The organism is Nonomuraea sp. IBHARD001 (genome assembly GCF_056106265.1).
This window is the reverse complement of the sequence record NZ_JBWBBW010000002.1, coordinates 626,661-638,757: the sequence shown is the minus strand read 5'-3', so window position 1 is coordinate 638,757 and position 12,097 is coordinate 626,661. Positions and strand designations below refer to the sequence as shown.

General features: G+C 72.3%; 15 protein-coding genes. 7 read left to right on the top strand and 8 right to left on the bottom strand.

All coding sequences use genetic code 11. The features are described 5' to 3' along the window. Window positions 1-12: 12 nt before the first annotated feature. A complete protein-coding gene (locus ACTWNK_RS05200; protein WP_474302363.1) occupies window positions 13-1,500 on the top strand; it encodes an amino acid permease in 1,488 nt (495 codons plus the stop codon). On the opposite strand, the gene ACTWNK_RS05195 is transcribed toward ACTWNK_RS05200, so the two are convergent. From ACTWNK_RS05195 to ACTWNK_RS05185, 3 genes are all read right to left on the bottom strand, one after another. Further along, window positions 1,439-3,157 (bottom strand): alpha/beta fold hydrolase, encoded by a 1,719-nt coding sequence (locus tag ACTWNK_RS05195; RefSeq protein WP_474302362.1) that lies wholly within the window; start codon window positions 3,155-3,157, stop codon window positions 1,439-1,441. The two genes, ACTWNK_RS05200 and ACTWNK_RS05195, sit on opposite strands and share 62 nt — an antisense overlap. A 76-nt stretch (window positions 3,158-3,233) precedes the next feature. Beyond that, a complete protein-coding gene (locus tag ACTWNK_RS05190; protein WP_474302361.1) occupies window positions 3,234-3,788 on the bottom strand; it encodes a TetR/AcrR family transcriptional regulator in 555 nt (184 codons plus the stop codon). 37 nt (window positions 3,789-3,825) lie between these two features. Next, window positions 3,826-4,746: an alpha/beta hydrolase gene (locus ACTWNK_RS05185; protein ID WP_474302360.1), complete on the bottom strand. Its 921-nt coding sequence runs from the start codon at window positions 4,744-4,746 to the stop codon at window positions 3,826-3,828. Window positions 4,747-4,887: 141 nt separating this feature from the next. Here ACTWNK_RS05185 and ACTWNK_RS05180 point away from each other — a divergent pair, with 141 nt between their 5' ends. From ACTWNK_RS05180 to ACTWNK_RS05170, 3 genes are all read left to right on the top strand, one after another. Continuing rightward, entirely contained in the window at window positions 4,888-5,106 is a 219-nt protein-coding gene (locus ACTWNK_RS05180) for a hypothetical protein (protein ID WP_474302359.1), read from the top strand. A 175-nt stretch (window positions 5,107-5,281) separates the two neighbouring features. Beyond that, window positions 5,282-5,944 (top strand): hypothetical protein, encoded by a 663-nt coding sequence (locus ACTWNK_RS05175; protein WP_474302358.1) that lies wholly within the window; start codon window positions 5,282-5,284, stop codon window positions 5,942-5,944. Further along, a complete protein-coding gene (locus tag ACTWNK_RS05170) occupies window positions 5,937-6,419 on the top strand; it encodes an RDD family protein (RefSeq protein WP_474302357.1) in 483 nt (160 codons plus the stop codon). The genes ACTWNK_RS05175 and ACTWNK_RS05170 overlap by 8 nt, the downstream gene beginning before the upstream one ends. Before the next feature lie 8 nt (window positions 6,420-6,427). On the opposite strand, the gene ACTWNK_RS05165 is transcribed toward ACTWNK_RS05170, so the two are convergent. Further along, entirely contained in the window at window positions 6,428-7,078 is a 651-nt protein-coding gene (locus tag ACTWNK_RS05165) for a nitroreductase family protein (RefSeq protein WP_474302356.1), read from the bottom strand. Window positions 7,079-7,194: 116 nt separating this feature from the next. On the opposite strand from ACTWNK_RS05165, the gene ACTWNK_RS05160 reads away from it, so the two are divergent. The 3 genes from ACTWNK_RS05160 (at window position 7,195) to ACTWNK_RS05150 (ending at window position 9,473) form a co-directional block, all read left to right on the top strand. Next, window positions 7,195-7,659 carry a MarR family winged helix-turn-helix transcriptional regulator gene (locus ACTWNK_RS05160; protein ID WP_474302355.1) on the top strand — a complete coding sequence of 155 codons (465 nt, stop codon included), beginning with the start codon at window positions 7,195-7,197 and terminating at the stop codon, window positions 7,657-7,659. 10 nt (window positions 7,660-7,669) lie between these two features. After that, on the top strand, window positions 7,670-9,034 hold the full coding sequence (locus ACTWNK_RS05155; protein WP_474302354.1) for an FAD-binding oxidoreductase: 1,365 nt from the start codon (window positions 7,670-7,672) through the stop codon (window positions 9,032-9,034). 67 nt (window positions 9,035-9,101) lie between these two features. Further along, window positions 9,102-9,473, top strand: coding sequence for an ArsR/SmtB family transcription factor (locus ACTWNK_RS05150; RefSeq protein ID WP_474302353.1), 372 nt, complete (start codon window positions 9,102-9,104; stop codon window positions 9,471-9,473). A 13-nt stretch (window positions 9,474-9,486) separates the two neighbouring features. Here ACTWNK_RS05150 and ACTWNK_RS05145 read toward each other — a convergent pair whose 3' ends face one another. From ACTWNK_RS05145 to ACTWNK_RS05130, 4 genes are all read right to left on the bottom strand, one after another. Continuing rightward, the gene (locus ACTWNK_RS05145) at window positions 9,487-10,074 is read right to left on the bottom strand and encodes a vitamin K epoxide reductase family protein (RefSeq protein ID WP_474302352.1); all 588 of its coding nucleotides are present in this window, start codon (window positions 10,072-10,074) and stop codon (window positions 9,487-9,489) included. Beyond that, window positions 10,071-10,736, bottom strand: coding sequence for a DsbA family protein (locus tag ACTWNK_RS05140; RefSeq protein ID WP_474302351.1), 666 nt, complete (start codon window positions 10,734-10,736; stop codon window positions 10,071-10,073). The genes ACTWNK_RS05145 and ACTWNK_RS05140 overlap by 4 nt, the downstream gene beginning before the upstream one ends. 67 nt (window positions 10,737-10,803) lie before the next feature. Continuing rightward, window positions 10,804-11,727 (bottom strand): M56 family metallopeptidase, encoded by a 924-nt coding sequence (locus tag ACTWNK_RS05135; protein WP_474302350.1) that lies wholly within the window; start codon window positions 11,725-11,727, stop codon window positions 10,804-10,806. Next, the gene (locus tag ACTWNK_RS05130; RefSeq protein ID WP_474302349.1) at window positions 11,724-12,074 is read right to left on the bottom strand and encodes a BlaI/MecI/CopY family transcriptional regulator; all 351 of its coding nucleotides are present in this window, start codon (window positions 12,072-12,074) and stop codon (window positions 11,724-11,726) included. Before ACTWNK_RS05130 ends, ACTWNK_RS05135 begins: the two co-directional genes overlap by 4 nt. Window positions 12,075-12,097 lie beyond the last annotated feature (23 nt).

Below are 12,097 nucleotides of genomic sequence, written 5' to 3'. Positions count from 1 at the left end.
GGGGGATCCGCCATGACAGCGAGCACTCCGGCCAGGAGCTACCTGACGGTCTCGACGCTCGGTCTGATGACCGCCGCCGCGATCGTCACCAGCCTGCGCGGCCTGCCGATGATGGCCAAGGAAGAACTGACGATGTTCGCCTACATCGGCTTCGCCACCTTCCTCTTCCTCATTCCGGCCGGGCTGGTGGCCGCCGAACTCGGCGGCGCGTTCGGCAACAGGCAGGGCGGCCTGTACGTCTGGGTCGGCGAGGGGCTCGGCAAGCCGACCGGCTTCGTGGCGATCTTCCTGGCCTGGGTGCAGAACATCGTCTGGTACCCGACGGGCCTGACGTTCGCCGCCGTGGCCGCCGCCTTCGCCATCGGCAAGCCCGAACTGGCACAGAACAACATCTATGTGGGGTTGTTCATCGTCATCGCGTTCTGGCTGTGCACGCTGGTGGCGCTGGTGAGCAACCGGCTCGCGAGCAGGGTGACCAAGTTCGGCTTCGTCCTGGGCACGGCGGTGCCCGGCATCATCCTGATCGCGGGCTTCCTGGCCTGGCTGATCTCCGGCAAGTCGGCGGGCTGGAGCGAGGCGACGAACCCGGCCGTCGCGGTGGTCTCCGACGGCCATGCGCATCCGCGCTGGTTCCCCTTCATCACCGGTCTGGCCGGGCTGTCGTTCCTCGCGGGCATCCTGCTGAACTTCGCGGGCGTGGAGTCGCAGGCGGTGCACGCCTCCGAGCTCAAGGACCCCAAGCGCGGCTACCCGATGGTCATCCTCATCGCCGCCAGCATCTCGTTCGTCATCTTCACCCTCGGCGCGCTGGCCATCGCGGGCATCCTGCCGTACCAGGACATCAACATCACCAGTGGTGTGTTCGACGCGCTCGACGCCATGTTCGCCGGGCTGATGCACGTGGAGTGGCCGGTGCGGGTGCTGGCCGTGCTCATCTGTTACGGCGCGCTCGGCGGTGTGCTGGCGTGGATCATCGGGCCGAGCCGCGGCGTGCTGGCGACCGCACGCGACGGGCTGCTGCCGCCCTTCCTGCAGAAGACCAACAAGCAGGGCGTGCAGCGCAACATCCTGATGATCCAGGGCCTGGCGGTGACCCTGCTGGCTGGTCTCTACCTGGTGATGAAGAACGTCAGCACGGCCTACTTCCTCATCTCCGCCATGGCCGTCAGCCTCTACATCATCGTCTACATGATCATGTACGTGGCGGCCATCCGGCTGCGCTACACCCAGCCCGACCTGCCGCGCAGCTTCCGTATCCCCGGCGGCAACGCGGGCATGTGGGTGGTGGCCGGCATCGGCTTCCTCGCGGTCGCCTTCGCCTTCGTCCTGGCGTTCGTGCCGCCGTCGCAGCTGCCGATCGGCAGTCCGGCCCTGTACGTCGGGCTGGTCGCGGCGGGCGCGATCATCTTCACCGGGCTGCCGTTGGTCATCCAGCGGTTCAGGAAGCCGTCGTGGCTGCCTCGGGAGCGGGAGAGCGGGTCCACCACGACGACGCCATGACCTCGGCCGGATGGGTGAGCTGGGGATAGTGCCCGGCGCCCGCGACCTCGGTGACGGGATGACCGGGATCGCCCGCCGTCAGCGGATCGGCCGACCCCACGACGATCTCCACCGGCACGCCGACCTGCTCCAGCAGCCGCCGCGACCCCGCCCGTACGGCATGCGCGGCCCGCAGCGCCGTCGCGACCCGGCGGGCCGCTCCCCTGCGGCGCAGGTCGGCCGCCGCGCTCGCCACCTCCGGCCCCGGCGCCAGCCCGAGCGTCGAGGCCAGCCGCCCGGCCGTCATCCGCCCGAGCACGGCCGTGGCCAGCGGTGAGCGGGCCAGCCGCGAACTCGGCGCCTGGAGGAACGCCGGGCTGATCAGCACCAGCCCCGCGAGCCGCTCCGGCCTGCGCACGGCGTAACGCAGCGCCGGACCGCAGGCCAGCGAGTGCGCGACCAGGACCGGCCTGGTCTGCACCGGCTCCATGAGCGCGGCCAGCCAGTCGTCCACGGGGCCCGGAGCCGACCGGCCGAGCCCCGGCAGGTCGGGGGCGAGCACGCGGGTGCCGAGTGCCGTGGCGAGCGGCGCCCAGAGGTCGGCGTTCATCGGCAGGCCGTGCAGCAGCACGTGGTCCGGCCGTTCGCGCTCGCCGTACAGCCAGGTGCGGGTGCCCGCGACGTCGTGGAAGCCGTAGGCCGGATGCCATGGCTCGGCCGTACCGAAGCGGGTGGCGACCAGGCCGTCGCTCCACGCGCGCAGGGCGTCGGCGACGGGCGGGCGGCGCAGGCCGGAGCGCGCGGCGAACGCGTCGGCCGACGCCGTGGGATAGCGGTCGGACGAAAGGAACGACAGGGTCTCGGGGTCGACGCCGGTCAGCCTGCGCGGCAACCGCCTGATGAGGCCGACCGGCACGCTGCGGCGGGGTGCGCGGACGCCCATGTGCTCCGCGACCAGGCCCAGCAGGCCGGGCAGGTTCGGGGTGTCGTCGTCGAGCACCCAGTAGTCCTCGCCCGCCGGGCCCGAGGGGATCTCGGCCAGGAAGCGGGCCAGGTGGCCGATGTCGACGACCGGCACGAACACCTCGGGCCCGCCCGGCACGGCGGGCAACCGGCCCTGCCACAGGTCGGCGAGCACGGCGGCCAGGCCGATGTACTGTCCTGGGCCGATCACCGTGCTCGGGTTGGCGATGTTCAGCGGCACGCCGAGCTCATGGGCCCGTTCCCGCACGGCGGTGTCGGCCTCGCGCTTGGACGCCTCGTAGCCGCCGAGCTCGGCGTAGTCGGAGTCGGAGTCATGGTCGGCCTCGGCGTTCGAGGCGCTCACGCGGTAGCCGCTGATGTGCACCAGGCGTTCCAGGTCCGGTAGGCCGGCCGCCCAGGTGAGCACGTTGAGCGCGCCCGTGACGTTTGCCGCCCTGGCCTCGCGCCTGCCCAGTCCGAAGGCGAACAGCGCGGCGGCGTTGTAGACGACCTTGGCGTGCGGCAGGCCCGAGAGCGGTGCGGTGATGTCGGCCGTGACGACGGTGAGCCGCCGCGTGTCGACGCCCTCGGCGCTCAGCCAGGGCGTGAGCGTGTCCCGCCGTACCGCCGCCGCCACCCGCTGCCCCCGGCCGAGCAGTTCGGCGACGAGCCTGCGGCCGATGAAGCCGGTGGCGCCGAAGACGATCGCATCCATGCCTGTCTCCTTAAAAATAGATCGGTCTACATATTCTGTGGTGACAGAGGAACCCCGCCCGAGCCGGGCGGGGTCGTCAGAGCAGGGCGGCGATCTGCCTGCCCACGCGGTGCAGCGGCTCCCTGCTGCGGTGCGCCCTGGCCAGCAGCAGCGCGCCCTCGACCAGGGCCAGCACGGTGACCGCGAGATCGTCCGCGTCCTCGCGCCCGGCCAGCGCGTGCCGGAGCGCACCCTCCCAGTCGGCGTAGATCTCCGAGCACGCCTGCTGCAGCGGATCGCTGGTGGCCGCCATCTCCAGCGCCACCGTGGCCACCGGACAGCCCTTGCGCCAGCCGGACGCCTCCAGCCGGTCGCCGAGCACCTCCAGCATGGTCCGCACGAACACGGCGAACGTCGGCGCCGCCTCGGCCGCCTGCTCCATCGCCGCGCCGATCTCGCCACCGGCCCTGCGCAGCGACTCGGCGACCAGCTGGTCCTTGCCGCCGGGGAAGTGGAAGTACAGCGAGCCGCGCGGCGAACCGCTGGCGGCGATCACCTGGTTGAGCCCGGCGCCGAAATAGCCGCCTCCCTCGATCAGGTCCTGCGTCGCGTCCAGCAGTCTGGCCCGTGTCTCGGCGCCCTTCTGTCCCATGGCCATAAAATAGACCGGTCTGCATAATTATCGCAAGCTAGACGTGCGCCACCGCCCCCAGCCGCTCGGCCGTCCAGTCCGCGACCAGCGTCAGCAGCTCGGCGTCCACAGGCTGTGCACACAGCGCACGGTCGCGGGCGAACGACGCCTCCCCCGGGTCGCGGCGCAGCACGTGCGTGAGGTCCGCGAGCCCGGCCGTCGCCACCTCGCCCTTGACGAGCCTGGCCACGACCTCCAGATCGGCGACATCGGCCACCAGGTCCTTGTCCCCCGTCACGGCCAGCACCGGCGCCTCGATCGCGGCCAGATCACCCCTGGGGTCGTGCTCGAGGAACTCGCGCAGGCGCCCGGCCGCCACCTTGACGCCGAAAACGCGGATCGTCTCGCGCGTGCTCGCCACGGCCCTGGCCACCACCATCGCGACCTGCTCCCGCACGCTGCGGCCGAGCAGACGCAGCAGCAGCCTGGCGGGCATGGGCACGTCCTCGTCGCGCAGCTGCCCCGCCCACCTGTCCAGCACCTCCTCGCCGCCTCGCACCGGACAGCCGATCAGCACGACGGCACGCACTCCGGCACGCGCGGCCAGCCAGGCGGCATGCCGGGCGCCCTCGCCGTGGCCGATGACGCCGACGCCGCTCACACCGGGCCGTGCGGCCAGCGCGCCCAGCACCCCGGCGGCGTCCTCGCGCTGGCTGCGGTAGCCGCCGCCCGGCCGCCCGTTGTAGCGGTAGGACGCGATCCCCCTGGCGGCGAGCGCCTTGGCCATGGCCCGGCCGAGCGCGAGCCGGACCCTGGGCGCGTTGCCCTCCTTGTCGGTGCGGCCGGGCCAGAGCAGGAGGACGGCGGGGTGCGGGCCCGCGCCCGGCGGCAGGACCAGCGAGCCGGTCAGCTGCAGGCCGTCGGCGGCGGTCACCGACATGTCGATCTCTCGCATCGGCGGCACGATCTCAACGCTCATCTCGGCTCCCTCGGTACGCGACATATCGCGATTGGCGTAACGACACGATATGTCGCGTCTTTCGGGAAGGTCAAGACATATCGCGACTTGAGGCAGATTCGGACGCGTGGGTGGTGGTATTGCGGGCAGATGGGGGCCGTGATGAACGACAGGCGATACCGAACCCTTCGTCCTGGACAGCCCGCGACCAGGCGGCTCCTGGTCTGGGCGCTCGTCTCGGTGCTGGCCGTGGTGAGCGCCTGCGACGACGGGCCCGGCGCGACCCACGACGCAAGCTCCGCCGCCCGATCGCCGGAGGTCGCGACACAGGAGCACGGCGTCCCGCACATCCGCGACGTGAGGACGTCGACGCCGAGCTGAAGCGGGCCCACGACCTTCCCGCCGCCGCTCCGGACAGCGTGGAGACCGGCGAGGACGAGTGGGCCCGGGCGTTCTATACGAACTCATTAACCGCCGCAAAGCAGTCGATATCCCCGAAAGCGGGTATTCGGCGAACAGGCCACTGTGCGGACGGACGAGTATGCGAGGCGACGCCATGGACAACCCGTCAGACACCCTGCCGGAGACCGCCCCCGCCTCCCCGGCGGACGCCCAGGCGGACTCCCCCGCGAGCCCCGGCCTGCTGGCCACCCTGCCACGCGTGTGCCTCGGCGCCGTCGTCCTGCTGGAACGGCAGGTCCGCATCGCCGTCACCGGGCGCGAGCAGGAGGAGCCCAGCCGGGCGACCGCCCTGGCCATCGGCCTGGCCGACCGGACCGCGGCGACGGCGAGACGACTGGTCGAAGGCGGCAGGCAGGCCGCGACCCAGCCGTTCGGCACGGCCGCGGACGTGGGCAGGGCGGTGCTCGGCTCGCGGATGATGGGCTGGGCCAGGCGTCCGGCCAAACGCCTGGCGGGCGAGGCGGGCGACAGGGTCGCCAAGCTGGTCACCCGGGGCCGCGAGGTGGCGGGCTCGGTGAGCGAGCAGGCGGCCGAGGTGTTCAAGGGCGAGTCCGACCGGGCCATCTCCTGGGCCAGGACCACCGTGCTTCCGCCGATCATCGACGACCTGGCGACCAACGACAAGGTACGCGACCTGGTGCTCAGCCAGACCCAGGTGGCCCTGTCCGACGCGAGCACGGGCGTGCGCTCGGTCACCAGCGACGCCGACGCCCGCGTCGAAGCCGGCTTCCGCCGCCTGCTCGGCCGCAATGCCTGACCCAGCCTCGCCGGAGCCCGGCCGGGACGCCTACGCCGGGCTCGTGTCACGCACGGCGGCACTGCTCGTCGACACGCTGGCCCTGGTGGCGGCGGCAGCGGCCGTGTACCTGGTGCTGGTCGGCGGTTCGTACGTGGTGCTCGGCGGCACGCCCGGATGGGCGCGCACCATGTCGGAGCTGACGATCGCCTGCCTGCCCACGACGTACTTCACCCTGGCCTGGTGGCTGACCGGGCAGACGGTCGGCGACTACCTGCTGGGCGTGAGCGTGCGCACGGCCGACGGCACGCCGGTGCACTTCCTGCGGGCGCTGGGCCGCGCGGTCGCCGGACTGCTGTTCGCGCCCGTCTGGCTGATCGGGATGATCCTGGTCCTGCTGGACGAGCGGCGGCGCGGCCTGATCGACGTCGTCTTCGGCACGGTCGTGCTCTACCGCCCACAGCCGGCGCCCGCGCTCTCGACGCCCATGCCGTAGTGGGCCGCCTACCAGCGGTCCCAGTGCAGCACCTCGTCCCTGCTCACGCGCTTGGCCGGCTTGAAGTCGGTCCCGATCGTGAACGCCAGCGGGAGGAAGGCCGCCAGCATCACCTTCTCGTACGGCACGCCGAGCACCCGGGCGAGCTCGCGCTCCAGAGGCGCCTGCGCCGTCGTCCAGACCGTGCCGAGCCCCCTGGCCCGCGCGGCCAGCATGAAGCTCCACACCGAGGGCAGGATCGACCCCCAGGTCCCGGCCTGCTCCACCACGCCCGCCCTGTCGGTGCGCCCCTCCACCGCGGGGATGACGAAGGCGGGCACCCGGTGGATGTTGTCCAGCAGATGCCCGAGCCCGTCGAAGATGCGGTCCATCGACCCGGGATGGGCGTTCATCCTGCGGACGTCGTCGCGGCTGAGCGGCGCGCTGCCGCCGCCCGCGGCGATCGCACGGCGGAAGATGTCGCCGACGGCCCGGCGCTTGGTCTCCTCGGTGACGACCAGGAAGTGCCAGCGCTGCCTGTTGCGGCCGGTCGGCGCCTGGGTGGCCAGGTCGACGCACTCCTCGATGAGCTCGCGCGGCACCGGCCTGGTGAAGTCCAGGCGCTTGCGCACCGCCCTCGTGGTCGACAGCAGTTCGTCAGGGGTGAGGTCGAGCGTCACGACAGCCTCCATCTGAGGGCAGACAATCTGAGTCCAGATGGTTTTCGACCGTACGGCACCCTGTCGTCTGTCGTCAAACAATCTGAGTACAGATGAATTCTGGTAGCGTCGAGCTCATGACCACCGGCAGAGCACGAGAGCGGGTCGCCTACTTCCCCAGGCTGGCGGGCGAGCGGCTCGACATCGCCCTGTGCCGCGCCTCCGCCTCCGTCGCCAGGGCGGCCGAGGCGCACGCGGGCACACAGGGGCTCGGCGTCGGCGGGCACCTGGTGCTGAAGATGCTCAGCACGGTCGGCCCCTGCTCGCAGCAGACGCTCAGCGAGGAGCTCCGCATCGACCGCAGCGTCATGGTCACCCTGTGCGACGAGCTGGAACGAGCCGGGCAGGTGCGCCGCGAGCGCAACCCCGACGACCGGCGCGCCTATGCCGTCACCGTCACCGACGCGGGCCGCGACGCGCTCGCCGCCGCCGAGGCCGCCGTGCCCGCCTATCTCGACGACACCTTCCAGGCGCTCTCCCCCGCCGAGCGCGACCAGCTGTCGGTCCTGCTCGGCAAGCTGCTGCACACCGGCCGATCCTGAGGAGCGCGCGATGTCGGAGGCGATGAAGGCGCTGATCGGCGCACTGCCCGAAGGCCGCGTGGTGCTCGACCCCGACGTGGTCGCCGCCTACTCGGCCGACCAGGCCGCCTGGGCGCCCGTCGGCACGGCCGCCGCGCTGGTGCGCCCGCTGAGCGCCGAGGAGGTACGCGCCACGGTGGCCGTCTGCGCCGCGCACGGCGTGCCCGTCGTGGCGCGCGGCGCGGGCACCGGGCTGTCGGGAGGCGCCAACGCCATCGACGGCTGCGTCGTGCTCGCCCTCGACGCCATGTCCGCCGTACTGGAGATCGACACGGCCGAGCAGCTGGCCGTCGTCCAGCCGGGCGTGGTCAACGACGACCTGCGCAGGGCCGCGGCCGAGCACGGCCTGTGGTACCCGCCCGACCCGGCCAGCTCCCCCTGGTCCACGATCGGCGGCAACGCGGCGACCAACGCGGGAGGCGTGTGCTGCCTGAAGTACGGCGTGACCGGCGACTACGTCCTCGGCCTCCAGATCGCGACCGGCACCGGCGCCCTCGTACGGCTCGGCAGGCGCACCCGCAAGGGCGTGGCCGGATACGACCTGACCAGCCTGCTCGTCGGCTCCGAAGGCACGCTGGGCGTCATCACCGAGGTGACCGTGCGCCTGCTCCCGCTCCCGCAGGGGCAGCCGCGCACGGTCGTGGGCGCCTTCGACTCCCTCCTCGCGGCCGGAAGGGCGGTCGCCGCCGTCGGGGCGTCGGGCGTGCGGCCCGCCGCGCTCGAACTCGTCGACCGCTACTGCCTTCGCGCTGTCGACGACTGGAAGAACATGGGCCTGGCCGATCTCGGTGACGTCCTGCTGCTCGGCAGGTCCGACACCGAGGACGAGCGCGAGGCCGCCGTGCTGCAGGAGTGCTTCGACGCGGCGGGCGCCACCTGGTCGACGCGCTCGACCGATGCAGACGAGGCCGAGGCGCTGTTCGCGGCCAGGCGGCTGGCCTACCCGGCGCTCGAACGCCTCGGCCCCGTGCTGACCGAGGACGTCTGCGTGCCCCGTGGCGCGGTGCCCGAGATGCTGGCCAGGATCGAGCGCACGGCCAAGGCGCACGGCGTGCACATCGCCAACATCGCACACGCGGGAGACGGCAATCTGCACCCGCTCATCGTCGTCCCGGCGGGCGACGAGGCCGCGCGCACGGCGGCGCAGCACGCGTTCGAGCGCATCCTCGACGACGCGATCGCACTCGGCGGCACGGTCACCGGCGAGCACGGCGTCGGGCTGCTCAAACGGCGCGGCATGCGCGAGGAGCTGGGCGATGACGTGCTCGCCCTGCATCGCGCGGTGAAGCACGCGCTCGACCCGGCAGGCGTGCTGAACCCCGGAAAGGTGCTCTGACGGGAGCCTTCTGGGCTCGATTACGGTTACGATTGTCATTGATGAGCAGCTATTCAAGAGTGACGCCATGAGCGTGGTCTCCGGTCTCGACGCCTGTGCCGCGAGAGAGCCGGACGAGGCGAGGGTCGCGGCCACCCGCGAGCGGCTCGTCACAGCGGAGGAGGCCACCAGGCTGGCCGAGCAGTTCAGACTGCTCGGCGATCCGACCAGGGCCCAGCTCCTCTACGCCCTGCTCGAAGCGGGCGAGTTGTGCGTGTGCGACCTGGCGACGGCCGTCGAGGTGAGCGACACCGCCGTCTCGCACGCCCTTCGCCTGCTGCGCACGGCGGGCATCGTGGCCAGCCGCAGGGCCGGGCGCATGATCTACTACCGCCTCGCCGACGCCCACGTGCGGATGCTGCTCGACCTCAGCAGGGAGCACCTGCACCACGGCGCGTGACCCACGGGCCGCCTCAGACCAGCGTGATCCAGTAGGACCAGAACCTCTGCAGCACCAGCCCGGCCACGGCCAGCAGCCAGAGCGTCAGCCCCGCCGTGTGGAGCCGCACGAGCACACCGCCCGCCGCGCCGAGCCTGATCCGCCCGGCCTCGACATTGGCCAGCGTCACGTACCAGAACGCCGGGATCGTCGCCGCCCACACCACCATGCAGTACGGGCACAGCGCGCCGATCCGGTAGAGGCTCTGGAAGATCAGCCAGTGCACGAACACCACGCCTGCCGTGACCCCGGCCTGCAGGCCGTACCAGAACCAGGCCCGAGGGGCCGCGCCCGCCAGCAGGACCGCGCCGATCGCGGCCAGGGCGGGGAAGGCGGCCAGGCCGATCAGCGGGTTGGGGAAGCCGAGGACGGCCGCCTGCGCGGTCCTCATCACCGAGCCGCAGCTCAGGATCGGGTTGATACTGCACGCCGGGACGTAGCCGGGGTCGGCGGCCAGCTTCAGCCGTTCGAGGATGAGCCCGAAGGCCGCGACGGCCGCCGCCGCGCCGCAGACCACCAGCAGCCACGGCAGCGCCCTGGTGGCCACCGTGGGGCCGCTCACCTGGTCAGGGCCGTGTTGAGGGCCGACTTCACATTCTCGTAGACGGGAGCGCCGTCGAGCACGGCGCCGTTGACATAGACGGTCGGCGTGCCGCGTACGCCGAGCGCGGCGCCGTCCGCCTTGTCCTTGCGCACACGCTCGGCGACCTCCGGTGCGGCCAGGTCGCGCTTGAACGCGGTCATGTCCAGGCCCATCTCCTCGGCCAGGTCGAGGAAGTAGGCCTCCTTGGACTCGTTCGCCTCGCCCCACTCCTTCTGGGTGGCGAAGAGCTTGGCGTACATCTCGGGGAACCTGCCCTGCCTGGCCGCCGACTCGGCGACGCGGGCCGCGAGTTCGCCGTTGCGGTGGCCGTCGAGCGGGAAGTAGCGCACGACGAAGTCGATCCTGCCCTGGTACTCGGCCTTGATCCGCTCCAGGTGCGGGAAGGCGGCGCCGCAGGCCTCGCACTCGAAGTCGAGGAACTCCACCAGCGTGACCTTGCCGTCGGCGGCCGTCGAGAGCTTGTGGCTGTCCGGCCGTACGAGGAGGTCGGACGGCAGGCGTCCGTCCTCGGCCGCAACGGCCTTCGGCACGCTCTCGCCGCCGCCGAACACCACGAACCCGCCGACGACGGCAGCCATGATCACGGCGATGACGAGGGTGATCTTCAGGTTCGTCGTCATGTCCCCACCTTGTTTCTACGATTCGTAGAAGTTCTACCGTACGTAGAATATGGGAGGCGTTAAGAGATCAGCCGCAGGCGACGGGCGCCACGACCAGGGCGATCGGCCCGCTCATCAGCACACACGCCCCCGCATAGGCCCCGGACGCGGCCCAGCCCCTGGCATGCGGCCGCGGCGAGGTCAGGCGTTGGACCCGCTGGAGCACGGCGGTGTCGGCCAGCGCGGGCAGTCCGGGCCTGGCGACGGCTCCGGTCGCCATCAGCACGATCGCACGGGCGAGCACCAGGTCGCCGTGCGCCTTCCTGGCCCGGTCGTCGGCCAGCAGCTCCAGCAGCACCGGCACGGCCGTCCTCGCCCTGCGTGCGAGCGGGAGCCACCGGAAGGCGCGCTCCAACGCCACGAACGGCAACAGCACCAGGTCGTGCCTGCCCCTGGCATGCGCGCGTTCGTGGGCGAGCACCGCGCGCAACTCGTCGGGGGCCAGCCTGTCGAGCGCGCCCTGGCTCAGCACCACCGTGCCCGAGCCCGGCACGCAGTAGGCGAAGGGCCGCTCGCTCGGCAGCACGTAGGCGTCGTGCTCGGGGGCGTGGTCGGCGACCACCCCGACGAGCGCGCGCTGACGGCGCTGCTCGGCCATGGTGCGGACGACCGCGCGGGCCGTGTGCGCCAGCAACCAGCCGACCAGCCCGAGCGACCACACCAGGGCGGCGACATGGGCGGGACCGAGCCCCACCAGGCCCCTGCCGTCCATGAGCTGGTGGTACAGCGTGTGCATGCCGTGCGGGAAGGCCGCGGCCAGCGGCGCCACCGCGGCGACCAGGCCGACACCGGCCGCGCTCAGCCCTCCGGCCAGCCCGATCGCCTGCCAGAGCACCAGCGCGGCCCTCGGATGGGCGGGCGCCCAGCGCGCGCCCGCGAGCCTGGCCGCGGCCCGCCCGCCGAGCGCGACCGGCAGCAGGGCCAGGCCGGCGACCAGGAACCACACCGTCACGGCTGCTCCCGGCCCGCCAGAGCGGCACGCAGCGCGGCGGCCACCTCGGGCGTCACCGTGCCGACGAAACGGCTGACCGCGGCCTCGACGTCACCGGCCTCGTCGAGCGCCGCCCTCATGGTCTCGGCGACGAAGGCGTCACGACCGCCGCTCGCCCGGTACACGTGGGCCCTGCCGTCGCGTTCGCGCACGACCAGGCCCTTGCGCGAGAGCCTGGTCAGCACCGTCAGCACGGTCGTGACCGCCGGGCCCGAAGGCAGCTCGTCGGCCACCTCCTGGGCGAACATGCCCTCGGGACGCGCCCACAGCGCCTCCATGACCGAGCGTTCGAGACTGCCGAGCCGCACCGTGCCTCACCCTTCGCCTTCGC

Bases quoted from the DNA above. Each gene is read 5' to 3' on its own strand.
- ACTWNK_RS05180 (WP_474302359.1), top strand. From the start codon at position 4,888: ATGAACGACAGGCGATACCGAACCCTTCGTCCTGGACAGCCCGCGACC.
- ACTWNK_RS05155 (WP_474302354.1), top strand. From the start codon at position 7,670: ATGTCGGAGGCGATGAAGGCGCTGATCGGCGCACTGCCCGAAGGCCGC.
- ACTWNK_RS05200 (WP_474302363.1), top strand. From the start codon at position 13: ATGACAGCGAGCACTCCGGCCAGGAGCTACCTGACGGTCTCGACGCTC.
- ACTWNK_RS05150 (WP_474302353.1), top strand. From the start codon at position 9,102: ATGAGCGTGGTCTCCGGTCTCGACGCCTGTGCCGCGAGAGAGCCGGAC.
- ACTWNK_RS05160 (WP_474302355.1), top strand. From the start codon at position 7,195: ATGACCACCGGCAGAGCACGAGAGCGGGTCGCCTACTTCCCCAGGCTG.
- ACTWNK_RS05170 (WP_474302357.1), top strand. From the start codon at position 5,937: ATGCCTGACCCAGCCTCGCCGGAGCCCGGCCGGGACGCCTACGCCGGG.
- ACTWNK_RS05185 (WP_474302360.1), bottom strand. From the start codon at position 4,746: ATGAGCGTTGAGATCGTGCCGCCGATGCGAGAGATCGACATGTCGGTG.
- ACTWNK_RS05175 (WP_474302358.1), top strand. From the start codon at position 5,282: ATGGACAACCCGTCAGACACCCTGCCGGAGACCGCCCCCGCCTCCCCG.
- ACTWNK_RS05195 (WP_474302362.1), bottom strand. From the start codon at position 3,157: ATGGATGCGATCGTCTTCGGCGCCACCGGCTTCATCGGCCGCAGGCTC.
- ACTWNK_RS05190 (WP_474302361.1), bottom strand. From the start codon at position 3,788: ATGGGACAGAAGGGCGCCGAGACACGGGCCAGACTGCTGGACGCGACG.
- ACTWNK_RS05140 (WP_474302351.1), bottom strand. From the start codon at position 10,736: ATGACGACGAACCTGAAGATCACCCTCGTCATCGCCGTGATCATGGCT.